Here is a 19,573-nt window from a genome sequence, read left to right as displayed (position 1 = left end):
GGCTGTGGAGGGGTTAAGTATCAGGGCCGTATGTGAAATGCTCGATCTATGTGTTCTGCGAACTTTCGTCGTCGTTCAAGTACCGGCTGTGTAGGAGTTCAACGAGATCGTTGATTCCGATACTCACTCCGATGGAAATGTCAAATGGATTTTCGGCTTGTTGGCGGTGCGACTCATACAAATTCACTGCCCAATCAATCAAGTCGTCGTCTTGTGAGAAGAGAGCACCCGTTCGGATATTGTTCGTCGTTCCTGGGTCTCGTGGTCCAACGACTACCATCTGTCTGTCAAAAATCGCCAACGAGCACGGGAGGCCGTCAGTGTGCATGAGCCAGTGATAATTTTCGGCTCTGAGACCATCTATAACGCATTTCACCTCATCGGGATTGGTCGGAAATTCATCGAGACCCACTGGACGGCTAACCACCTCGAACTCTTTCCCGTCTCTGACAGCCTCGATATATGCTTTCGCGTTTTCACCGTTCCAGTGAGACTGAAGCCCGCGAAAGTGGTGAAAATCCCTGCTGGATAGCTCACGGAACCGCTTTTCTATCCTGAATGGGTTTTCTGGGGTGGCTTCTACGATTTCTGCGTTGCCGAGTGTCTCAAGAGGTATATCTGCACAACCGAGATACAGGTCTCGCAAGCATGGTGCCTTGTCGATTACCTGTGTCATCTTCGCAATCAGATCATCGTACACGCGCCCTGCTCTTTCTCCATCCATAGTGAGATGAGCGATGAGAGTACGACTTCTCTGCTGCTCTTCGCAGTTAGCCCATCCCCGCTCATCGAATTCTTCAAGGGTCCGGTCGATGGTTCTCTTGTCTGGACATCCGTCGATCTCAGACATCTCCTGAGCACTATCAGGCCCCTCCTCCTGCAAATGATCTAAAATATCCTCACGATTTTCCGAGCGGGCCAGCCACGCGAGCTTGTCCGCGTCAATGGTTTCGAGAGCGGTCGCGAATGCTTGCCGTGCGGCCTCGCCAGCGGTGGTGATTTGCCGGTGTGCATTATTCGTACGTTCCACTCCCCACGGCTCTAGCGGATCAGTGATCTCAGGTACCACTCTTCGCTCTACCGCGTGTTCCTGGGCGAGTTCTTTGGGTTTCATCGGCTCTTGCATGGATTCCAGCAATCCCACGACGTTTCTCGTCTGAGAATGCTTGACTGCTAGATGCTTGACTAACTCGCGGCTAGTAAGGTCTGGTCTCATGTTTCAAAGTCCTGCCACGGTAGGCATAATGGTTTGTTGGTGGTGATCGGGGGCGCGACCGAAAATGCGGATACCACAATCGCGTGGCTGCTCCTAGTGTAGCTTCAACCGAGAACCTACAGGTATATCGTCTCTGGGCGCGTAACTACTGGAATGAGCGCGAAAAAATATCTCGTCGAACTCTCTGAAGAAGACCGCGATACGCTTGACTGGTTCATTTCTACCGGTGAACGGAAATCCGAGGACAACACGCGAGCACGGATTCTCCTGAAGGTAGATGACGGGCTCACTGATTCAGAAATCAGTGAGCACGTCGGCTGCCACACCAAAACAGTGTTCAACACGCGAAAAGCCTACACCGAGCGAGGGCTCGCGGCGATTCATCGCCGCAAGCCCGACCGCGAGTACGAAACCAAACTTGACGGCGACGCTGAAGCTCATCTCATTCGCCTTGCCTGTAGCGAACCACCAACGGGAGAAGCTCGCTGGACACTCCACCTCCTTGCCGACGAACTCGTGACCCTCGACGAGATCGACTTCGAGTCGATCTCTCACGAAACCGTCCGACAGCGTTTAAAAAAACGCCGCTGAAACCCCATCTCTCGGATTATTGGGCGATTCCGCCCGAACAAGACGCTGACTTCGTCTACTACATGGAGGACGTCCTCGACCTCTACCGGGAACCCTACGACGAGAACCGGCCAGTCATCTGCTTCGATGAATCAAGCAAAGCACTTCGGGGGCACAAACGCGATCCGCTCCCGGCGAAACCGGGAGCGGTCGAACGTATCGACACGCACTACGAACGCAACGGGAAGAAGAAAATTCATCTCGCCACCGAGCCGTTGACTGGGTGGGTGAACGTCGAGATCACGGACAGGCGACGCACTTGCGAGTGGATTGACCGGATGGTTGAACTCGCAGATGTCCACTACCCGGATGCCGACTGCATCCGGGTGGTGGTTGATCAGCTCAACACGCACAATCCTGCTGGCTTCTATCGGTTCTTCCCACCAGACAAAGCTCAAGCGTACCTTGATCGGTTCGAATTCCACTACACTCCCAAGCACGGGAGTTGGTTGAATATGGCTGAAATCGAGATAGGAGTCCTCAAACGGAAATGTCTCGACCGCCGCATCTATCACGCAGCGACCCTCCGGTCGGAGGTCGCTGCGTGGCAGGCTCGCCACAACGCCGCTGACCAATTGATCGACTGGCAGTTCACCACCGATGACGCCCGGATCAAGCTACGCCGGCTCTATCCCGTTCCGCTCGAAGAAAGCTAGCAAGATCACGGTTGAAGCTACACTAGCGTGTCTGGGACTAGAGCTGTCCATCGGTTCCCCGACTAACCACGACTGTCGCCCCGTCGTCGTGATAGCGCACGGCTCGGGACCTGATCTCTGAGCGCTTGACGGCGTATTCGTGTGCGACGGCGGCGACCGCATGATCCCCCGGAGACACATCAATTTCGTGCCTTTCGGGATAGCTCATCGTGGCTATCCAGTCGTCCTCTTGCTGGTTGATGTCCATTCTCGGTACGGTTCTGGCCCGTCACTTCACCCGGTACTCGTTGTCGCCGCCCTTGTTTTCGACCGCGTGAAGCTTGCGGTACACGTCGCCGTACACTTCCTCGAACTGTTCTCTGTCCATCCCGATACCGGCCTCCTCCAATGCGTGAATCGTGGTGTCGATCTCCTCTTGGGTCAATACTACTAGCGCCTTGGTTTCGCCGTTTTCGGTCATGCTGTCAGTTTCTCGTGTTTCTTGTCGTAGCGCTGGTCAACCACCGTCTCGCACACCTCGCACCGATAGCCGCCGAGATTCGTGCGCGGAACGAGACCCTGCGATCCGCATTCAGGGCAGCAGTACCGCCATTGTTCGACCGTCACTATGAGCCTCCGTCGGGGAGCGCCGTGGACTCTCGGGCTGTTCCCTCCGCGTCGTCTCGTTCGTCCGCTTCCAGTGCTTCGACGTGCTCGGCGAGGCGTTCGACCGTCTGCTCTAGCTCGTCGATACGCTGGGCCTGCACGCACGACGTTGGGCTGCTATCGTTGCGGTGCTCCGGGCACAACCGCGAACGAGTGTCAGGACTCATCTCTCGGCCTCCTCGTCCATCGCGTCCATGCAACAGGTGAGCGAGCAGTATTCATCTCCGCCGATGTGCATCCCGCGATACTTCTCACGCGGATCGGCGTGGGCGACCGGCTTCTCACAGTCTTCACGGGTACACTCGAGATAGGCGTTTGGTGTCTCGCTCACCGCCCTCCGACCTCCTCAGCGACGTAGTAATCGCCGTCTGCCGGACGTTCAGCGCCGCACTCGTAGCAGTACGGTTTCGCGGGCACGAGTTCGCTGCACTCTCGACAGTGGATTTTCCATGCGTCGTGATCGTCGGTGGTCGGTTCGCTCTCGTCGGTTGATTGGGCTTCGCTCTCAACGTGCTCGCCGTCGCGCGGCTCAAACGCTGGCTCGGCGTCCGCGTCCGTGTCCGCGAACAGATCGGTGCTCATGGGTCGTCAACCTCACGCGCGTACTCCCCGAGCGACCGATTCGTGCGCTCGTCCTCGGCGTCTGACCCGCCGAGAATCACTGCGTCGTCGGGACACGCGGCTTCGCCGACCGTGAGACCATCGAGACTCCCCGATGAGAATATCGTCGCTCATCGGTCTTCTCCCGTGGTGCTCTCGCTCGCGGTCTCGAACGGGTAGAACGTCGCGTACGTACCGTCGGCGGAAGCGTCCTCGTTGACGACCGTGGTCGAGGGGCCGGTGGGAGCGTTGACGAACACGATGCCGACGGGCTGACCGTCGGAACCGTCGGGGAACGTCGTTGGTGCGAGCGCACACAGCGCGTCGATGATGCCTCGACGGAACGCCGCTCCATTCTCGCGCGCGTTCAGGTCGCGGTCGAATCGGGTTTCATGGGTGTAACGGGAAAGCACCTGCTCGATCGAGAGGCCGTAGCGGTACGTCGCGCTCGAATCCGGGGCTTCGTCGATCGGTGCGGTCGTAAACGTTTGCGGGTCGCCGTTGGGCCAGTGGGTGCGGGCTTCGACCGCGCCATCCCTTCGGACGACAAGCGCCCACTCGTCGGTCGCGTGAACCGTCTCGGCGTCGGCTTCGGTGGTCGGTTGCTGGTCGGCGTCCGATTCGTCGGGTTCTTGTCCGCTGATTGCATTCGTCGTCATGGTTGTTCTCCACCTGAGACAACCAGCCCGCGCGTTGTCGCGCGCGGGCACTTTCCTCGTTGGAAAATGCCCCGAAGGGACCGGTCTGTCTCTACCATACACCACGTGATGTAAGGATTTAACTCTGCCGGTTCACGTTGAGGTGAAAGGGTTATACCCGCGCACGTTGGAGTGCTGGGTATGCGAGAGCGTGATGATCGCGGTCAGTATCAGACGGCAGTAAACGACAGTGAGATTTTGTCGTTTTTCGGGCGGGCTGTACGGCCCTATCAGACGGCTCAATCGGTCGGTGACGAGTTCGGCCTTGAACGCTCAACTGCGTACCGGCGGCTCCAACGGCTAGCTGACGAGGGACCGCTACGAAAAGATGAGGTCGGCGCGCGGGCCGTCGTGTGGTGGCTCCCGACGGACGAACTCGCTGATAGGAGCCTCGATGGCAATGAGTGAACTTCAGCGCTCCGAGAGTCACGGAACGCCCCACATGGAAGCGCGGCCGGTCGATTTGCCCTGCCAGGGACCGGCGTGCAACGAGCGCGTAGTTACCTACCTGACCGATGAGGATGTCGAGGCGCACGAGACGGTACAGGTGTTCCGATACACGCCCGAAATCGACGATGAACGCCTCGTCCAGTACTGGTTCTGCTCGTCAGACTGCCGCGCTACGTTCGTCAACGCGGTTGAGAGCGGCGAGCGCCCGGAAACGCTCTACGACGAATAGTGACCGGCAGCAAGGGCGGAAGTTCCCTTCTCAACCCGTCTCTTCGGCGCTCTCGTATTCGTCGCGAACGATACGGCGGATCTCCGCTTCGGACGGGCTGGTATCGTTTCGAGCAGCGGCGAGGTCTTCGCTCATCGCTGATAGCTGCTCTTGCATGATTTCGATTTTCTCGGGTACGGAGAGGTCGTCACCGTCGAAGTGCTCGGGCGTGAGCGCTGGCGTGTCAACGTCGATCTCCCGCGAGACGGCGATCGGGGTGAGCATCCGGCTGCGCGTTGCTTCCGAGAGACTTTCGACGTTTTTCGCGAGGTGCGTAGCGAGATCGCCTTGGGCGTACTCCGGGCCGTGGATGAGCGCAACCGTCTCGGGATTCACCGTTCGGGCGAACTCCAGCAGCCCGGACTGGGCGGCGTGGCCGCTCAACCCGTTGATCGTGCTCACCCAGTCGGCGGGGATCGTCGCGCGGGTGACGTGCTTGGCGGCACCTTCCTCCTCGACGGTGGTCCGCACGATGTTCGACGTGGAGGGCCAGTCGGTGCCGAGCGGTTCGCTGGTGACCGTGTAGGTGAGTTCGTCCTTGTCGGCTTTGATCTGGTCTTGTAGCACGCGCCCGGTGGTGTTCTGGGCCTGATAGCCGGTAAGGAAGATGTTCGCGGAGCCGAAGCGAGCGGCGAATTCGGTGAGATAGCGCGGGGAGTTGCCGCCAGTGAGCATCCCCGACGGCGCAATGATGATCGGGACTTTCCCGCCCGACTGGGCTGCATCGCTAAGGATCGCTCGACGGTGACTGTCGGTGTCGGGGAAGGCAGTATCATCGCGCAGGAACGGTTTTGGTGTCCCAGACTCGACGCGATTGACGATAGATTCGTCCATGAAGCTCGCGTTCGTCGTGAACTCGTGGTAGATGTCCGTGGCTTCCTGGGCCATCCCGTCGACGACGAGCTGGACCCGATCTCGAACGTCGTCTGAGAGCGTATGCAGCCGATTGGCGAACATCAGCATGAGCACCTGTGCCCGGCCGACGGCGAAAGTGGGTATCAGCACGGGTTCACCGGACTGGATCGCCCGCTTGACGGCATTGTAGAGGTCCGTCTGCGCGTCGCTCATCGAGGTGTGGCTGTGGAGCGACCCGTAGGTGGATTCGAGTACGAGCAGATCGGCCTGTGGCGGTGCGGTGATATCTGGAAGGTGGGGCGCACGTCCGCCGAGATCGCCGGAGAACACCGTGCGATAGCCGTTGGTCTGGAGCATAAGCCACGCCGATCCGAGAAGGTGGCCGGCGTTACCCATCTGGAAGACAAGCGGGTCCTCGTCAGGGATGTCGGCGAGAGCTTCGGCGCGGCCACCGCCGTAATCGACCGGCTCGAACCGCTCGAAGATAGCCTCGACGTGAGCCTCGACGTACTGCTGTTCTTCGCCCGCGTGGCGGCTCTCGCGGCGATGGATTTTCAGCGAATCTTCGAGCAGGGTTTTGGCGATCTCGATGGTTGGTGGGGTGGCGATGATCGGCGCGTCATCGGCGAGCAGCCCGCGTGCTTCTAGGACTGGCAGCCCGCCGGAGTGATCGATATGAGCGTGGGTAAGGAATACTGCGCCGACGCTGCCGGGTTCGAGTCCGCGAAAGTCAGGAAACGAGTCGCCGGTTCCCTGATTGAGCCCGCAATCGACGAGGAGAGTGCTGAACTCGGTATCGACCTGATAGCAGCTGCGACCGACTTCGCGTGCGCCGCCACGCGGAGTGACGGCGATTGGTGTTTCAGCGTCGATTTCCACGTCGGCGTGTGCGAGGGGATCGAACGTCTCGTCGATGTCAGCGGGGAGCCACGGCATTTCCTCGTTGATGTCGTTCATCGATCGTTACCTCGCTCGTTCACTCGGTGAGTCATGATATCAATGTCTTCGTACAGCAAGGCTTCTATCGTTTTGTTTTCGCAGTCCTCGATCATGCTGTTAGTATCTCCATGTTTCTTATCGTAGCGCCGCTCGATCACCGCGCCACACGTCCCACAGCGATAGCCGCCGAGATTTGTGCGCGAAACACGGCTGTGCGCCCTACACTCGGGATAGCAGTAGCGCCACCACTCGATGACCATCGATCGCCTCCGTCCGATAGTAGCGGAATTCTCGGGCCGTTTCCTCTGCGTCGTCGGATTATGCTTTGCGTCGCCGGCCACACTTCCGGCATTCGAGGATCTGAACGCTGTCCCAACTGTCGGGCCAGCCGGCGCTCTCTCGGGCACGCTTGACCATTCGCGGCGGTCGGTCGGAGCCACAGACACACCCGTTCATCGCTACTATCGGCTGCTCGCGGCGTTCATATCATCGTTCGTGATTTCTGCGAGTCGGCTGATCGGATAGGCGTAGCGTTGGATGTCCGCTCGTTCGAGTTGATCGTCAGCATCCATTCGGAGGATGTCGTCGGCCTCCCAATTGATGCCGACTGCATCCTCAATATCCGCGACGAACACAACATCGACCACTGGTTCATGGGGTGGATATTCGGGGTTTGCTTCGGCAACGGTCTGGTCGATGGCGTCGATGTGATATGCGCGGGCCGAAATGTCTCGAATCTTGAGTACGATCATCTGGCTGTCGTCGTCGCTTTCGCGGTCGCGCACCAGTTGTCCGTGAGCCAGTTCGGCCATCATTTCCGGTTCTTGCCAGTTGTCGGTGGTCATGGTTTGCCCTCCATCTGCCGGGAAAGTTCGGGGTCAGCGAGAGTGAAACCGTCGATGCGAGCGTCGAAGGCGAGCGTGGCTTTGGCGACCGCCTCGCCGGGTTCGTCGGCCTCACCGTCGCCGGGCGGGCCGCATTCCTCGCAACTGACCCAGCAGAGTGACCACTTGTTTGTGCCCGGCGCACAGGTCGCGTAGGCGTACACGGTGTCGGCTTCTCTGTCGTTGAGGTCGTGTTCGCGCTGGCCGTCGGTTAGTGTCCGATTGCAGCTATCACACGCGGCGAACCCGCCTGCCTCGCCGACGGGCGTGCCCGAAAGCATCGCAGGCGTGAGTGCGGCCGTTTCGCGGTCGCTCATCGGTCCTCATCCTCCTGCTCGCCGACGGTACCGAGCGGGTGGTTCGTGACGTATCGCTCGTCGGTAGCGTGCTCGCCGCACACGATGGCGGTCTTCGGGCCGGTCGGAGCGTTGACGTGGCGAACGTGGGGCACGCAGCTGTCGCACTCGCGGCGATCGCACACCGCGTCCGTGGCGATCGATTGGAGCGCCGAGATGATGCCGTCGCGCAGGGCCGCGCCGTGTTCGTCGGCATCGCGCTCGAAGCACGTTTCGTGGGTGTAGCGGGCCAGCACGTCCTCGATAGATTTGCCGTAGCGATAGTCCCCGCCTCGCGGTGCCCACATCGTGCTGCGGGTGGTGAAGTACCGCGCTCCTTCGTACGGTCCTTTGTCCTCGCGGGCTTCGACGTAGCCCTCTGCGGTGACGAGCAGCATCCAGTCACCGGCCGAGTGAACCGTCTCGTGGCTTTTGTCGTCGGCTTCGCTGGTCGGTTGCTGGTCGGCGGGCGATTCGTCGGGTTCTTGTCCGCTGATGGCGTTCGTCGTCATGGTTGTCAGGTCTGCGAGACAACCAGCCCGCGTGCGACAACACGCGGGCACTTTCCTCGTTGGAAAATGCCCCGAGGGGCCGGTCTGTCTCTACTCCACCGTAATATCTCTATTGCCTTAAACCTTTTACCTCGGGTTAGAATTCTAAGTTCGCTGTCTTTCGGTTTCGGTGCTAGTGGCCGGTGTGTGGAGCTAGCTGCGGCGCTGTTTCGTGTGAGTTGGTTTGACTTGTCATAATAGTCCGTTTCCGAACCCGCTGAGACGGCAAACTGCGTCCGCTAACGAACAAAGAAATGCAGTTTCGCTTCCCTATTCGGCCGTAGCTTCGGGTTCGTCGTCGTTCATGCTTCGGTCTTCATGTCGTCTGATGCAATCTCAATGAAACACTCGCGGCAAAGCGCGTCGTAGTCTGTCCATGACTCGTCTGTGGTGTCATGAACGAATCCGTTAAGTCCGTTATTGAGGCTTTTGCACGCCTCACAAGCACGTTTCTCGTCGGTTTCGGTGATTGTTTGGCCGCCGTCGGCGAGCGCTCGCGGGGCTTCGTCGCTCGCGGTGATGACGGCGTCGGGGTCGTCGTCGCTTTCGTCGTCGCTCTCGAAAAGACACTGGCTCGCGGCGTGTTCGCCCGTAAGGGTCTGTTGATCGTCGTCAGTGTCGGCAAAGAGCGCGCGCTGCTCGCCACCGTCGCGGCGGGTGACTGTGGCGCGGTCGTCGATTCCGAAACTGCTGGCTTCGGGCTGGTCAATCCGGGTGTCGCGCTCGCGGTGATCGACCGATGCGCCGAAGGCTTCTAGATCGGTTTCGACGCTTTCCTCGGATGGTTCAATACCGTCGGTATCGCCGTCCTCGCCGACCGAGAAGGCGTACTGCTGGCTGACAGTCGGGTTGTCGGACATTAGGCCAGCACCTCCTCGACGCGCTCTTTCTGGTCGGGGTCGATCCCGAGCTGGCTGATGACTTTGATCGGCGAAGCGTCGGGGTGAGATTGCTCGAAGCGCTCGACACGTTCGGCGAGCGTCTCACTGTCGTCGTTGGTTTGCTCGGGATCGTCACTCTCGGTGGTTTCATCGCTGTCGTCGATGGTGTCTGATTCGACGTGAACGCCGTCGATGTCGGGAATTTTCCCGGTCACGAATGCGGCGCGGTGGGCGTGTTTGCACCATGACCCTCGCTGACCGTCCGGGCACGTACAGGTCCCGTCTGACAGATCCACCGTGTAGCTGCTGCCCGACCCGCTGAAGACGGTATATTTGTCGTCGCCGGCTGCTTCGACGTGGAAAAAGCCATCGAGCGCGCGGCTGACGCGCTTTGCGACCGCTTCAATCCCGCGTCGTCCGTCGTCGGTACGTTCTTGTCCGCTGAGTTCGTTCGTGCTCATGGTTTCGTTCGGCGAGACCACCGGCCCGCGCGCTGAGACGCGCGGGCACTTTCCTCGTTGAAAGCGCCCCTAGGGACCGGTTTGTCTCTACTCCACCGTAATGGCCCCACTAACATAAACTCTTTGTCTCGGGTTTGTGCTTTGAGTCCGCTGTCTTGCGGTTTCGGTGCTAATGGCCGATGTGTGGAGATAGCTGCGGCGCTGTTTCGTATGAGTTGGTTTGACTTGTCATAATAGTCCGTTCCCGAAACCGCTGAGACCGGCAACTGCATCCGCTCATCGCCGATCATGAGACGAGATTTTGACAGGCCGATAGAAGTATGAGGCGTGCGACCTACCGGCTCCCTTCTCGGCGGGCGCACACCGCACAGAGTCGGCGCGTGGCCGATCGGGGTGCAGCCGGATCGGGAATTTCAGCGTTTGAGCCCCCGCAGATAGCGCAGTTCACAGGCCGTCGCTGCCGAGACAGCCCGAAAGCGTCGTACCGGTTACGCTGTCGTGGGTGAGGCTGCCGGTCGCCCCGCAGTTCCCGCACTCGTAGCCCTCGAAGGCGTCGTCGCCGTTGTAGGATTGGGCGGTAATGCGGAGGTCATGGGAGCCACACCGATCGCAGATGAGCGTCATTCGCCGATCACCTCACCGCCGTCGGCGGCCACGCGGGGCGTCTGTGCGCCCGCAGCGTCGGCGCTTGACAGGATGAGCGGGCGCTGCTCGACGGCGCGCTGGTGTTTGCAGTGCGCTCCGCGATGGGCGGCGTGAGGACACGAGCAATCGTCTGCTCGCCCGTTGGCGACGTGAACGCTGTAAATGTGCTCGCCGGGATCCTCGTGCGAATCGTTCCGCACGTTGACGTAGCCAGCACCGTCGCCGCCAACGACAGTCATACTGAACCGCTCCCATTCCGCGCGTCGTTCGTTGGGCGAGTCGCCGGATTCTTGACCGCTGAATTCGTTCGTGCTCATGGTTTCGTTCGGCGAGACCACCGGCCCGCGCGCTGAGACGCGCGGGCACTTTCCTCGTTGGAAATTGCCCCGAAGGGACCGGTCTGTCTCTACTCCACCGTAATGGCCCCATCAACTTAAACTCTATGCCTCGGGTTTACAGTCTGAGTCCGATGTCTTGCGGTTTTGGTGCTGATAGCTCGTTGAGAGCGCTGAGAGCGACGGAAGGGTCTATGAATCAGTTTGTCTTGTCATAATAGTCCGTTCCCGAAGCCGCTGAGACAGCAAACTGCGGCCGCTAACGGACAAAGAAAAATGCGGTTTCGCTTCCGCTGTCGGCTGATTATCGGCTGCTGAGGCTGAGATCTATCACGTCTTGATCGGCCGTTTTCATAGGAACGCGGCTGGTGGGCGTCTCACGCTGATTTGACGTGGCTTACATACTGTGGGTGGAAGCTATAGGTTTCTACCGATGGGTTTACGTTTATGGCTGGTGTAGGAGCGGGTATGGCTGACGAAGAAGAACGCCGCACCAACAAAGCGGGGCGAGATATGGATAGTGAAGGTCGCTTCGTTAAGAAATTCGACAAAGAGGATGTGATGGATGTGTTCGATATGGTCGAAGGGCCGGTCATCACGGCGGGCGACGTGGCTGACGCATACGATTCGGGGGCAGAGACTGCGCGGCGGCGGCTACGCGAATTGGATGCTGACGGGCGAGTGAACAAGCGAAAGGCGCGTAAGCGGGTTCTGTGGTGGCGTGCGGACGAGGACGAGGATTCACCGGATGTGGCTGACGTGCTCGCGAACAACGACCCTGAGACGCTATTCAAGCTCTTAAGCCTCAACCTCGGCAAGTCGATCACCGTGGGTGATACCGTCTACGAGAGCGGTAGCAAACACCCGGTCGAACAGTCCGCGGACAGCTAGCGGTTTCCTACTACGTTTTCCATCCATGAACGAGCGCCAGCAGGCTGCGGTTGCGGAGTTGGCCGATGATCTCGATGCACCCGAGAGCGTCCGCGAGATAGCCCATGCGCTCGCGTATCGCGCGTTCGCTGCGGAGATGCAGATGGGCCGGTCAATCGAAGTGATCGCCGCGAGCGCCGTGTATGCCGCCTTCCGCCGCGATGGCGAGAGCCACACGCTCGATGAAGTAAGCGCTGAAGCCGACGTAGATCGGACGAAACTCGGCCGGATGTACAGATGCCTCGCGGACGAGCTCGACATTGGTCTCGAACCCGCGAATCCTCACGAGTTCGTCGAGCGGTTCGCAGATTCGCTTGACATTGAGGACCGGACGGAAGCGCAAGCACATGAAATCGTCACGAAGAGTGTTGAGGCAGGGCTGCACGCGGGGATAAAGCCTGCCGGGGTGGCTGCCGCTGCGGTGTATCTTGCCGACTGTGACCGGCATGGTCGCCTCACGCAACAGGAGATAGCGGCGGTTGCCGGCGTCTCCGTTGTGACCATTCGGAGTCGGTTTAACGAACAAGCACACCTATTGGGTGGCGATGAGCATGGGAAAATCCCTGCGAGTCGGTGGCAGTATCTCGACACGGACTGACGCTTTGTGAGTCGTGCACTCTGATGGGCAATTGATGACGCTTGCGCCTGGTGGTTTTTCTGATGACTATTTGTCCTGTGTAGGGCACTCGCTGGATTCGGGGTGTGGGTACTGGCGAGAGAAGGCCGAGGACGGGGGGTACGACCGCGTTGAGACACTGGCTAGGCATGTTAACGCTCTGCCGTCCTCGGTGTATGGCTGTCTACTCGGCATGCCCATAGTCCTTGGGCGTGTGACACGCTTGCTGGTTTCTTCGCTCCCTCCTCTGCGCTCAAAGCACGCCGTCCCATATCTCCTCGTGAAAACCGACCGGAGGCGGTGAAATGCCCGAGTCCGGTAGCGAGAGTACTTCTAATCATCCCGCGACCCTCTCAGGATTAATGATCCGCTCGAAAACAGTGTCGAGAGTCAGCTAGAACGCTGCCGGTTCGTTGTGCCTTACAGGTCGCGGGGCTGGACGGTCTTTCGATCGTTGTCGCTCGCTCGTTGTGCAGCGTTCTCGAGTACTTCGCTGACTTGCTCATCGAGAGCGTCGTAGAAATTACTCGATACGTTCATCTCGCTCAATTCGTCTTTCACAGCCGCTTTGACGATGGTATTTGCCACAGACACGTTCTCGCTTCCGTTCTCATCAAAGTTGCCATTCAAGTACGTCTCGGCACTTCTTCTATGGATATAGCTGATTCAGGGTCCTAATAGCAGCGACGGGAGTAAGTTTTAACTGGTTTGTCCGTACATACCGGAGTGGAAAGTATGACCGGACAAACTGGGCATTCTGGCTTGGACCGTACCAATACTGAATCCGAACAAGATTCTGATGCTGAGGCTCCCGCAGTTACCTTCCCGCCGACGATCGCGGCGATCAATCAGAAGGGTGGTGTTGGGAAGACGACAGTTGCTATCAATCTCGCAGGCGCGCTGAACGAGCGGGGCCATGATGTACTGTTCGTTGATCTTGATCCACAGGGCAACGCGACCGAAGGACTCGGGTTAGCGGAGGCTTTTGAGGCACAACCACCGTCGCTGTACGATGCCCTCACCGATGCCCAGCAGCGTAGTGTCACGCCTGAGCTCATTCATCCTCATCCCGATGGGGAAATGGACGTACTTCCGGCGAACATCGACATGGCGACGATTGAAGCCGATTTGACGGTCACACGACGGGCAGGTGAACAGTTGTCGCTCGCACTCGCGGAAGTGCATCAGCTGACCGATGAGCAGCGCACCGAGCGAATGCGAGAGGGAACACGCGCACCCTACGATTTCGTGATCGTTGATTGTCCGCCAAACCTCGGGCATATGACTGACAACGCGCTGTTTGCTGCACGGAATATCGTTATCCCAGCGCTCGCCGAAGGAACGAGCCAGCGTGCAATCGAGTTGATGAACGATTACCTGGCGCAGATCGAGCATGAGTACGATATTGGAATCCGTGAGCGTGCGCTCGTTGCCAACCGTGTCGAAGCGACGGCTGTGGCAGATGATATGCTTGAGTATTTCGAGGCAGCATCGGCGAAAGCGTTCGGGGACATTCCCGTGTACGAAGTGCGAAAGCGGGTTGCTCTCCAACGGGCTGCCGATGCAGGCGTTTCGCTGTTCGCCTATGATCCGGAAGACCGAAAACCAAACCGGGATATGCGCGCGGTTTTTGACGATCTCGCTGCTGGCCTCGAAGCGAGTTTCGCTGACGATAACATGGGTGTACAATCAGAAGTGACGGCGACGTCTGAATCAGAGGGTGATGCGCAGTGAGCCAAGATGATTCCGACGACCCCCAGAGTCGTGCGGATCGGCTCATTGATCGTCGGGGACGCACCCGCTCTGGCTCTCCTGGGGACAACACAAACAGCGAAGAGGAAACCACTCAAACTGGACAGTCCGGACAATCTGAACAAACCGATACAACCGGACAAACTGGACAAGATGGTCAGGACGGCCAATCTGAACAAACCGATACAACCGGACAAACTGGACAAGATGGTCAGGACGGTCAATCTGAACAACCCAGTAATTCTGATCAAGATGAGGATGCTGAGTGGTCACAAGCCGGCGACGAGAACGTGAAACGCGAGAATAAAGCGCTCTATATGTACCTCGACCAACGGCTGCACGACACTGTTACCGATGTCTTTGAGGATGTGAAATACCACTATCGGAAAGCCTACGATGTTGAATTGCAAAAAAACCGCCACGTTTATCCGCTCATTCTTGAACATGGTATCGAACCAGTTCGAGAGATGTCTGAATCACCGGCTGAGGTGCGCGATGCGCTTGATGCGAACCCATACACACCTGTCCCAGCCGAGGTGACAGCTGATGGCTAACCACCGACCGCCAGCCGAGTTCGACATGAACACGCCGGAAAAAGCCGCTCGCGCTGGCAACGAGTTGGTTGATGAAATCGAGCAGATTGCCGAGCGCTATCCAGATGCCGAGATCGCCCGTGACGAAGCGAACGGTGACATGGATGCGTTCTTCGGCGCTGCTGCCGATCTAGACGGTGAATCACCGAACCAAGCCGAGATCGAGCGAGTTCAATGGGCACACAACGCTCTGGAACTGTGGATTGATCACGTTGCCAGCACTGGGATGATCGCGACCGATGAGGTACAGACGGTGCTCGCCCGCGTGAACATCGACACACGGTGACCACCATGCCTTCAGACCATCCTCGAACCCGACGAGGGAAAGCACGGCGAAGGAACAGACAGCAAGAGAATACACGCCGAGAGACGAACAGCACCGAATCCTCCACCGAAAGCGAGAGCAACGGCGGCCTACTGAAACCGGCGCTCGTGTTCGTTGTGGGGACCATCGTGGGCTGGGGAGCGTATCTGTTCTCCGCGTTGGCCGTCCTGAGCTATCCGACCGACGTGGAAGCGGTGTCGGTGACTGGGCTTTCGGCGTCGACGACGTTCTGGATCGCGGTCGGTCTCCTCGCTATCATCGTCTTCGTGATGCTCGCCCGACCGGGAACGGTCTTCGTGGGCTGGCTACTGATGGCTGGTGTCGTCGCTGTGGTGGCTTCCTCTGGCGGTGGGTGGACGGACGGAACACTGCTCATCGAGGGCTTGACGGTCGCGTTCGTCGCGATTGCAGCGTTCGTGAAGATGATCCTGATGCTGCCCGACTGGTTCCTTTTCGCTCATGCTCTGAACAACTCGAAGTGAGAGCGCTGAGAGAATACGTGCGTATTCTTTTTGTATTCTCTCGTGTTTGTTTCCAGATATGGACCCAATCACGCTCCGGCTGGAACCGAAGGTCATCGAGGAATTAGACGGTGAGTACGAAGAACGCGGGTTTCGCAACCGAACGCTCTACCTGCGTCACCTCGTCGATCGGCGGGACATGATTTTCGAGAGCGAGCAGGACCAGGAGGACACGGAGATCGGGGCGGCCGAGCAGCTAGCCGAGCACGGCGAGCAGTTGTCTGCCCATGATGATCGACTCGAAGACCTCGATGACCGATTGGAAGACCTCGAAGAGCAAGCACGGCCGTTCTCATGGTCCTCGCGGAGTTCGGATTCCTCACCGTAATCGCTGCGTATTCTCTCCTGGTATGCGGGCTTCTGATCCGAGTAACGACCTGTCCGAAACGCTGGCCGGGCTGCTTCGCCGCTGGCTGCTCTCATGCCGGTTGCTGCCGTCTGGGGTCCATCTCTTCATCGCTCGCCTGTGGACGCTGTCTGTGCGCTTCTGAGAGCATCGCCGTCCTACCGATAGTGGCATCGGTGGCACGGGCGTATTCTCTCTGTATTCGACGTATTCTCCCTCCGCTATAGGGATTAGCAATCAAATCCATACCTTGGTTTGCATACCCCTCCGGTGGCTGTCGGAAACCTCGTGCAAGATACAGGGCGCGTATTCAGTAGTTGAGTTCAGCCCCCGAACTCATTTAGCAGGGCGGACGCAATCGCTTGTGACGAATGCACACGACCAAGGAATTGGACAGGACCTCGTTCAAATATCGGGTCGATGGACACGGAGTCACCCGGGAAACGGTGATGCCGCACGTCACGTCGGATGACCGTGTAGGTGTCGTGATGGGAACAGGGATCGAGGGGCTCGGCGCTGGTACCTTCGTCCTGTCATGCGTCACTGCGTTTTATGACTATCTCACTGAGACTCGCGAGAAAGATTTCTTCGAGTACCCGGACTACTACACCTTCCAGACGACAAGCGAACCGGCGGATTACCGGATGCTCGATATCTATCCCGACCACAAGAACGTCGCAGTCGAACCCAATGCAGAGCAACTCCTGCGGACGATCAACGACCGGGCGATTACGACCCTCTTGATCCCGGATGTGTCACCCACATCGCCGGACGTGGATGCCATCACACTACAGAGTGCCCAGCGACGAATAGACCACTGCTATGTGTACTCCCCGGACGGTCATCCGAGCGACGCGGAGTTCTCGATACGTCAGCCACGCCAACCAACGAACGACTGGTTCGAAGCGACTATCGAATCGCTGGACAGCGAGTTAGGGGAAGACGTCCCAGCGTTCGGTTCTGATGACGTCTGGATAGTTCAGCAGTTCCGGCGCGTCTCCGTTGAACAGGCGCTTGAACGTCTCCCGGTTTAGGTTGCTTCACTGGTCGCCTGTGCTGAATCAAGGGCGCGTGTCGGGCACAGTTTATTCGCGCTGTCATAGACCCGACTGAGGCTAAATCTTCATCGGCTGACTTCGGGTTTAGCCAAGAGGAAGACAACGTAGGGCTACAAGTTACGTCTCGACGCTGAACCGAATTTCGATCTCATCCGGACCGATGATCGAGATTCCATCGTCCGTCTTAGTTACGGTGAACTGACTGCCCGCTACTTGGTCTCGAATCGTCTCAAGCGTCTGGGCCTCTGGAAGGACCACTTCGAACCAGGACAGCCCTCTGCCCTCGACTGTGCCTGTCCGGTGGTGCCACGTGTTCGCACCGATATGGTGGTGGTATCCTCCAGCAGACACGAACGATGCGTCCGGCACGGTCGTTTGAACGTCAAAACCGAGAGTGTCGACGTAGAAGTCGCTGAACGTCTCAAGCGAGGTGACTTCCAGATGCACATGCCCGATATCCGTTCCGGCTGGGACTCCTAGCTCACCTGTACCAGCCGCTTCCACCGGTTCGAGGTCGAGTGGATAGGTCCCGATCCGGACCCTCCCGCCGTCGGCGATGGGCCATTCCTCACGAGGAAAGTCACGATAGATTTCGACACCGCTTCCCTCCGGATCAGTGAGGTACAACGCCTCACTGACGTCGTGGTCGGCCGCACCACTAAGCTGCCAGCGGTCTCGTATTCGACCGAGCGCGTCACCTAACGCCGAACGCGAAGGGACTCTGAATGCGGTGTGATAGAGTCCCGCTCCCGACCGATCTCGTGCGAGTGCGGCCTCGTCCCGCTCCAAGACGAGGAGTGGCGTCTTTTCGACGCCGAGGATCGCTGTGGTCTCGGAGCGAGTGAGGACACTCAGGCCAACGACCTCTCGGTAAAATTCAACCATTTCATCGAGGTCTGACACCCGGAGTGCCGTTCGACCTATCCGGGTCTCGGACGGAAGCACGTGCGAATCGGGGTCGGATTGCATTCTCGTTCGGTCTCCAGTACCGGAGGTTTGTTCCGTCTGCTTTATCAAGTCTCCTTCTCCGGCTGTCTGCCAGTTTGTAGTTCCATTGCAGTACCTAGTTTGGTTCCAAACCAATGTATAGTTCAGGCAACAACAGTGTAACCAGGTTATGGCAACCCAACCACCCTCGATTGATGCTAATGAAGAGTCCAATGTCGAACAGCGGAATGCGGATGTCTGTACTGTTGTTGGAGCAGTCGAGCAAGTGGGTTCGAAGTGGAAACTCGTCATCCTGAATGACCTCCGGGACGGCGAAAAGCGGTTCAACGAGCTCAAACGGTCCACGGGAGCGAGTTCGTACACGCTTTCGCGGGTCCTCGATGGATTGGAAGAGAACGGGTTCATTGACAACCGCCGGGAGTTGGAATCGCCAGCAAGTGATTTGCAGCCACCGAGTTGCTGCATATAGCCTCTCTATCTTGCACGCCGGTTTCACCAAGTCGACAATCTGTGATATATGGAACTCTGAGAATCAGTGCTAATCCCTATAGCTGCGTAGTCGCTGCGTGTTCGCACCGAATACGGAGCAGGGAGCATCCACGGCTTCCGATCACGCGCCACGTAGGGCGGCCTGCTGTTGGCCTCGCTGTCGCTGGGCGGCTTTCCCCTCCCCCTACCATTCACTTACCGCTCGGCTGTGAACGTCGTCTGTGCGCTTCTGAGAGCAACCGGATGCCGACGGGAGTGCTCCGGGCCTGCCAACGGTGCGTAATCGGTCGTAATCGCTGCGTATTCTCTTCTCGTGCTCGATGCTGCCGGGGTCCCCGCTGGCGATCCGCTGTGAGTGCTCCGATGCTGGTTGTGATTGCGGGCGTATGCTTTCCGTATTCGACCGTATTCTCCCGCTGCTGACCTGCGTAGTCGCTGCGTATTCTGGTGTATTCTCTGCTGGCTTCGGCGTGTTCCGTGCTCGCTACGCGCTGCTGACCCCCGAGCGTGCTGGCGCTGCGCTGGCCGGCGACCGAGATCTAGCCCGACTGTGCTGTGGCGATCGAGCGGTAGCTGACGAGCCGCCGCTGATGCTGCCGACCCGCACCGCAGGCCGCAACAGCAGTTGGCCCCCGGCCATGCTGATGCAGCACTTCGCACTCCTGGATGTCCACCGTCGCTGTGCTGTCGCCGTCGTCGTCGCCGCCACCGCCACTCGTCAGTCAATCGGAGCTCATCACTCGCCAGCCGGACCCCCACTCGTCGTCGCTTCGCTGGACCCCCACTCAGACATAGCTCACCCGGACCCCCAGTTTTGCTGTAACGGTATCGCCACACTGGACCCCAGTAGAAGCTACGCTTTGCTGGACCCCCAGCTAGCACCAGCAGTTTTCCTCAGTCGGTATCCAGTCTCACGCTCACCTGGACCTCCAGTTCGTCGCCATCG

At 58.8% G+C, this 19,573-nt stretch carries 29 protein-coding genes and 2 pseudogenes; 12 read left to right on the top strand and 19 right to left on the bottom strand.

The window, feature by feature from the left end:
* Positions 1-46: 46 nt before the first annotated feature.
* Entirely contained in the window at positions 47-1,216 is a 1,170-nt protein-coding gene (locus MUK72_RS19455) for a transcriptional regulator FilR1 domain-containing protein (RefSeq protein ID WP_244706883.1), read from the bottom strand.
* A gap of 153 nt (positions 1,217-1,369) precedes the next feature.
* On the opposite strand from MUK72_RS19455, the pseudogene MUK72_RS19450 reads away from it, so the two are divergent.
* Positions 1,370-2,502 (top strand): annotated as a pseudogene (locus MUK72_RS19450) (IS630 family transposase).
* A gap of 37 nt (positions 2,503-2,539) precedes the next feature.
* Here the strand turns inward: MUK72_RS19450 and MUK72_RS19445 are convergent.
* The 7 genes from MUK72_RS19445 to MUK72_RS19415 all read right to left on the bottom strand — a co-directional run bounded on the left by MUK72_RS19445 (position 2,540) and on the right by MUK72_RS19415 (position 4,406).
* Positions 2,540-2,749 (bottom strand): hypothetical protein, encoded by a 210-nt coding sequence (locus MUK72_RS19445; RefSeq protein ID WP_244706881.1) that lies wholly within the window; start codon positions 2,747-2,749, stop codon positions 2,540-2,542.
* Between the two features lie 21 nt (positions 2,750-2,770).
* Positions 2,771-2,962: a hypothetical protein gene (locus MUK72_RS19440; RefSeq protein ID WP_244706879.1), complete on the bottom strand. Its 192-nt coding sequence runs from the start codon at positions 2,960-2,962 to the stop codon at positions 2,771-2,773.
* Positions 2,959-3,108 carry a hypothetical protein gene (locus MUK72_RS19435; protein WP_244706877.1) on the bottom strand — a complete coding sequence of 50 codons (150 nt, stop codon included), beginning with the start codon at positions 3,106-3,108 and terminating at the stop codon, positions 2,959-2,961. The genes MUK72_RS19440 and MUK72_RS19435 overlap by 4 nt, the downstream gene beginning before the upstream one ends.
* Positions 3,108-3,314 carry a hypothetical protein gene (locus MUK72_RS19430; RefSeq protein ID WP_244706875.1) on the bottom strand — a complete coding sequence of 69 codons (207 nt, stop codon included), beginning with the start codon at positions 3,312-3,314 and terminating at the stop codon, positions 3,108-3,110. Before MUK72_RS19430 ends, MUK72_RS19435 begins: the two co-directional genes overlap by 1 nt.
* Positions 3,311-3,478: a hypothetical protein gene (locus MUK72_RS19425; protein ID WP_244706873.1), complete on the bottom strand. Its 168-nt coding sequence runs from the start codon at positions 3,476-3,478 to the stop codon at positions 3,311-3,313. The genes MUK72_RS19430 and MUK72_RS19425 overlap by 4 nt, the downstream gene beginning before the upstream one ends.
* Positions 3,475-3,729, bottom strand: coding sequence for a hypothetical protein (locus tag MUK72_RS19420; RefSeq protein WP_244706870.1), 255 nt, complete (start codon positions 3,727-3,729; stop codon positions 3,475-3,477). The genes MUK72_RS19425 and MUK72_RS19420 overlap by 4 nt, the downstream gene beginning before the upstream one ends.
* A 149-nt stretch (positions 3,730-3,878) precedes the next feature.
* Positions 3,879-4,406, bottom strand: coding sequence for a hypothetical protein (locus MUK72_RS19415; protein WP_244706869.1), 528 nt, complete (start codon positions 4,404-4,406; stop codon positions 3,879-3,881).
* A 180-nt stretch (positions 4,407-4,586) separates the two neighbouring features.
* Here MUK72_RS19415 and MUK72_RS19410 point away from each other — a divergent pair, with 180 nt between their 5' ends.
* Positions 4,587-4,853: a helix-turn-helix domain-containing protein gene (locus MUK72_RS19410; RefSeq protein ID WP_244706867.1), complete on the top strand. Its 267-nt coding sequence runs from the start codon at positions 4,587-4,589 to the stop codon at positions 4,851-4,853.
* Complete coding sequence (locus tag MUK72_RS19405; protein WP_244706865.1) at positions 4,846-5,124, top strand: hypothetical protein; 279 nt, start codon at positions 4,846-4,848, stop codon at positions 5,122-5,124. The genes MUK72_RS19410 and MUK72_RS19405 overlap by 8 nt, the downstream gene beginning before the upstream one ends.
* Positions 5,125-5,154: 30 nt before the next feature.
* Here MUK72_RS19405 and MUK72_RS19400 read toward each other — a convergent pair whose 3' ends face one another.
* The 9 genes from MUK72_RS19400 to MUK72_RS19360 form a co-directional block, all read right to left on the bottom strand.
* Positions 5,155-6,975 carry an MBL fold metallo-hydrolase gene (locus MUK72_RS19400; RefSeq protein WP_244706862.1) on the bottom strand — a complete coding sequence of 607 codons (1,821 nt, stop codon included), beginning with the start codon at positions 6,973-6,975 and terminating at the stop codon, positions 5,155-5,157.
* Positions 6,972-7,217 (bottom strand): hypothetical protein, encoded by a 246-nt coding sequence (locus MUK72_RS19395; RefSeq protein WP_244706860.1) that lies wholly within the window; start codon positions 7,215-7,217, stop codon positions 6,972-6,974. The genes MUK72_RS19400 and MUK72_RS19395 overlap by 4 nt, the downstream gene beginning before the upstream one ends.
* Positions 7,218-7,418: 201 nt before the next feature.
* A complete protein-coding gene (locus tag MUK72_RS19390; RefSeq protein WP_244706858.1) occupies positions 7,419-7,802 on the bottom strand; it encodes a hypothetical protein in 384 nt (127 codons plus the stop codon).
* Complete coding sequence (locus MUK72_RS19385) at positions 7,799-8,158, bottom strand: hypothetical protein (protein WP_244706856.1); 360 nt, start codon at positions 8,156-8,158, stop codon at positions 7,799-7,801. Before MUK72_RS19385 ends, MUK72_RS19390 begins: the two co-directional genes overlap by 4 nt.
* The gene (locus tag MUK72_RS19380; RefSeq protein WP_244706854.1) at positions 8,155-8,688 is read right to left on the bottom strand and encodes a hypothetical protein; all 534 of its coding nucleotides are present in this window, start codon (positions 8,686-8,688) and stop codon (positions 8,155-8,157) included. The genes MUK72_RS19385 and MUK72_RS19380 overlap by 4 nt, the downstream gene beginning before the upstream one ends.
* A gap of 341 nt (positions 8,689-9,029) precedes the next feature.
* Positions 9,030-9,587, bottom strand: a complete 558-nt coding sequence (locus tag MUK72_RS20360; protein ID WP_342346253.1) for a hypothetical protein — start codon at positions 9,585-9,587, stop codon at positions 9,030-9,032.
* Positions 9,587-10,069, bottom strand: coding sequence for an SWIM zinc finger family protein (locus MUK72_RS19370; RefSeq protein ID WP_244706852.1), 483 nt, complete (start codon positions 10,067-10,069; stop codon positions 9,587-9,589). The genes MUK72_RS20360 and MUK72_RS19370 overlap by 1 nt, the downstream gene beginning before the upstream one ends.
* Positions 10,070-10,513: 444 nt before the next feature.
* On the bottom strand, positions 10,514-10,693 hold the full coding sequence (locus MUK72_RS19365) for a hypothetical protein (protein ID WP_244706850.1): 180 nt from the start codon (positions 10,691-10,693) through the stop codon (positions 10,514-10,516).
* Positions 10,690-11,031: a metal-binding protein gene (locus MUK72_RS19360; protein ID WP_244706848.1), complete on the bottom strand. Its 342-nt coding sequence runs from the start codon at positions 11,029-11,031 to the stop codon at positions 10,690-10,692. Before MUK72_RS19360 ends, MUK72_RS19365 begins: the two co-directional genes overlap by 4 nt.
* Before the next feature lie 486 nt (positions 11,032-11,517).
* Between MUK72_RS19360 and MUK72_RS19355 the strand changes: the two genes are divergently transcribed.
* Positions 11,518-11,940, top strand: a complete 423-nt coding sequence (locus MUK72_RS19355) for a FaeA/PapI family transcriptional regulator (RefSeq protein WP_244706847.1) — start codon at positions 11,518-11,520, stop codon at positions 11,938-11,940.
* A 25-nt stretch (positions 11,941-11,965) separates the two neighbouring features.
* The gene (locus tag MUK72_RS19350) at positions 11,966-12,577 is read left to right on the top strand and encodes a transcription initiation factor IIB family protein (protein WP_244706845.1); all 612 of its coding nucleotides are present in this window, start codon (positions 11,966-11,968) and stop codon (positions 12,575-12,577) included.
* A gap of 438 nt (positions 12,578-13,015) precedes the next feature.
* Here the strand turns inward: MUK72_RS19350 and MUK72_RS19345 are convergent, their stop codons facing one another.
* Complete coding sequence (locus MUK72_RS19345) at positions 13,016-13,183, bottom strand: DUF1931 domain-containing protein (protein ID WP_244706843.1); 168 nt, start codon at positions 13,181-13,183, stop codon at positions 13,016-13,018.
* Positions 13,184-13,330: 147 nt separating this feature from the next.
* On the opposite strand from MUK72_RS19345, the gene MUK72_RS19340 reads away from it, so the two are divergent.
* From MUK72_RS19340 to MUK72_RS19315, 6 genes are all read left to right on the top strand, one after another.
* Positions 13,331-14,329 (top strand): ParA family protein, encoded by a 999-nt coding sequence (locus MUK72_RS19340; protein WP_244706841.1) that lies wholly within the window; start codon positions 13,331-13,333, stop codon positions 14,327-14,329.
* Positions 14,326-14,901 carry a DUF8160 family protein gene (locus tag MUK72_RS19335; RefSeq protein WP_244706839.1) on the top strand — a complete coding sequence of 192 codons (576 nt, stop codon included), beginning with the start codon at positions 14,326-14,328 and terminating at the stop codon, positions 14,899-14,901. Before MUK72_RS19340 ends, MUK72_RS19335 begins: the two co-directional genes overlap by 4 nt.
* Positions 14,894-15,226: a hypothetical protein gene (locus MUK72_RS19330; protein ID WP_244706837.1), complete on the top strand. Its 333-nt coding sequence runs from the start codon at positions 14,894-14,896 to the stop codon at positions 15,224-15,226. Before MUK72_RS19335 ends, MUK72_RS19330 begins: the two co-directional genes overlap by 8 nt.
* A gap of 155 nt (positions 15,227-15,381) precedes the next feature.
* Positions 15,382-15,747, top strand: a complete 366-nt coding sequence (locus MUK72_RS19325) for a hypothetical protein (RefSeq protein ID WP_244706835.1) — start codon at positions 15,382-15,384, stop codon at positions 15,745-15,747.
* Between the two features lie 58 nt (positions 15,748-15,805).
* Entirely contained in the window at positions 15,806-16,114 is a 309-nt protein-coding gene (locus MUK72_RS19320) for a hypothetical protein (RefSeq protein ID WP_244706834.1), read from the top strand.
* Between the two features lie 506 nt (positions 16,115-16,620).
* Positions 16,621-17,166 (top strand): hypothetical protein, encoded by a 546-nt coding sequence (locus MUK72_RS19315; protein WP_244706832.1) that lies wholly within the window; start codon positions 16,621-16,623, stop codon positions 17,164-17,166.
* Positions 17,167-17,307: 141 nt separating this feature from the next.
* Here MUK72_RS19315 and MUK72_RS19310 read toward each other — a convergent pair whose 3' ends face one another.
* Positions 17,308-18,159 carry a VOC family protein gene (locus MUK72_RS19310; protein WP_244706830.1) on the bottom strand — a complete coding sequence of 284 codons (852 nt, stop codon included), beginning with the start codon at positions 18,157-18,159 and terminating at the stop codon, positions 17,308-17,310.
* Positions 18,160-18,307: 148 nt separating this feature from the next.
* Here MUK72_RS19310 and MUK72_RS19305 point away from each other — a divergent pair.
* A pseudogene (locus MUK72_RS19305) lies at positions 18,308-18,577 on the top strand (winged helix-turn-helix transcriptional regulator); the annotation flags it as partial.
* Positions 18,578-19,573 lie beyond the last annotated feature (996 nt).

It is taken from the genome of Halococcus dombrowskii, assembly GCF_022870485.1.
Taxonomy (GTDB): Archaea; Halobacteriota; Halobacteria; order Halobacteriales; family Halococcaceae; genus Halococcus; species Halococcus morrhuae.
The sequence above is the reverse complement of the archived record's forward strand: the minus strand, read 5'-3'. Positions and strand labels throughout refer to the sequence as shown.

Coding starts and splice junctions, on each gene's coding strand:
- MUK72_RS19310 (WP_244706830.1), bottom strand. CDS start 18,159: ATGCAATCCGACCCCGATTCGCACGTGCTTCCGTCCGAGACCCGGATA.
- MUK72_RS19400 (WP_244706862.1), bottom strand. CDS start 6,975: ATGAACGACATCAACGAGGAAATGCCGTGGCTCCCCGCTGACATCGAC.
- MUK72_RS19405 (WP_244706865.1), top strand. CDS start 4,846: ATGAGTGAACTTCAGCGCTCCGAGAGTCACGGAACGCCCCACATGGAA.
- MUK72_RS19415 (WP_244706869.1), bottom strand. CDS start 4,406: ATGACGACGAATGCAATCAGCGGACAAGAACCCGACGAATCGGACGCC.
- MUK72_RS19440 (WP_244706879.1), bottom strand. CDS start 2,962: ATGACCGAAAACGGCGAAACCAAGGCGCTAGTAGTATTGACCCAAGAG.
- MUK72_RS19320 (WP_244706834.1), top strand. CDS start 15,806: ATGGACCCAATCACGCTCCGGCTGGAACCGAAGGTCATCGAGGAATTA.
- MUK72_RS19350 (WP_244706845.1), top strand. CDS start 11,966: ATGAACGAGCGCCAGCAGGCTGCGGTTGCGGAGTTGGCCGATGATCTC.
- MUK72_RS19370 (WP_244706852.1), bottom strand. CDS start 10,069: ATGAGCACGAACGAACTCAGCGGACAAGAACGTACCGACGACGGACGA.
- MUK72_RS19365 (WP_244706850.1), bottom strand. CDS start 10,693: ATGACGCTCATCTGCGATCGGTGTGGCTCCCATGACCTCCGCATTACC.
- MUK72_RS19330 (WP_244706837.1), top strand. CDS start 14,894: ATGGCTAACCACCGACCGCCAGCCGAGTTCGACATGAACACGCCGGAA.
- MUK72_RS19410 (WP_244706867.1), top strand. CDS start 4,587: ATGCGAGAGCGTGATGATCGCGGTCAGTATCAGACGGCAGTAAACGAC.
- MUK72_RS19385 (WP_244706856.1), bottom strand. CDS start 8,158: ATGAGCGACCGCGAAACGGCCGCACTCACGCCTGCGATGCTTTCGGGC.
- MUK72_RS19340 (WP_244706841.1), top strand. CDS start 13,331: ATGACCGGACAAACTGGGCATTCTGGCTTGGACCGTACCAATACTGAA.
- MUK72_RS19430 (WP_244706875.1), bottom strand. CDS start 3,314: ATGAGTCCTGACACTCGTTCGCGGTTGTGCCCGGAGCACCGCAACGAT.
- MUK72_RS19395 (WP_244706860.1), bottom strand. CDS start 7,217: ATGGTCATCGAGTGGTGGCGCTACTGCTATCCCGAGTGTAGGGCGCAC.
- MUK72_RS20360 (WP_342346253.1), bottom strand. CDS start 9,587: ATGTCCGACAACCCGACTGTCAGCCAGCAGTACGCCTTCTCGGTCGGC.
- MUK72_RS19360 (WP_244706848.1), bottom strand. CDS start 11,031: ATGAGCACGAACGAATTCAGCGGTCAAGAATCCGGCGACTCGCCCAAC.
- MUK72_RS19315 (WP_244706832.1), top strand. CDS start 16,621: ATGGGAACAGGGATCGAGGGGCTCGGCGCTGGTACCTTCGTCCTGTCA.
- MUK72_RS19380 (WP_244706854.1), bottom strand. CDS start 8,688: ATGACGACGAACGCCATCAGCGGACAAGAACCCGACGAATCGCCCGCC.
- MUK72_RS19355 (WP_244706847.1), top strand. CDS start 11,518: ATGGCTGACGAAGAAGAACGCCGCACCAACAAAGCGGGGCGAGATATG.
- MUK72_RS19390 (WP_244706858.1), bottom strand. CDS start 7,802: ATGACCACCGACAACTGGCAAGAACCGGAAATGATGGCCGAACTGGCT.
- MUK72_RS19455 (WP_244706883.1), bottom strand. CDS start 1,216: ATGAGACCAGACCTTACTAGCCGCGAGTTAGTCAAGCATCTAGCAGTC.
- MUK72_RS19420 (WP_244706870.1), bottom strand. CDS start 3,729: ATGAGCACCGATCTGTTCGCGGACACGGACGCGGACGCCGAGCCAGCG.
- MUK72_RS19445 (WP_244706881.1), bottom strand. CDS start 2,749: ATGGACATCAACCAGCAAGAGGACGACTGGATAGCCACGATGAGCTAT.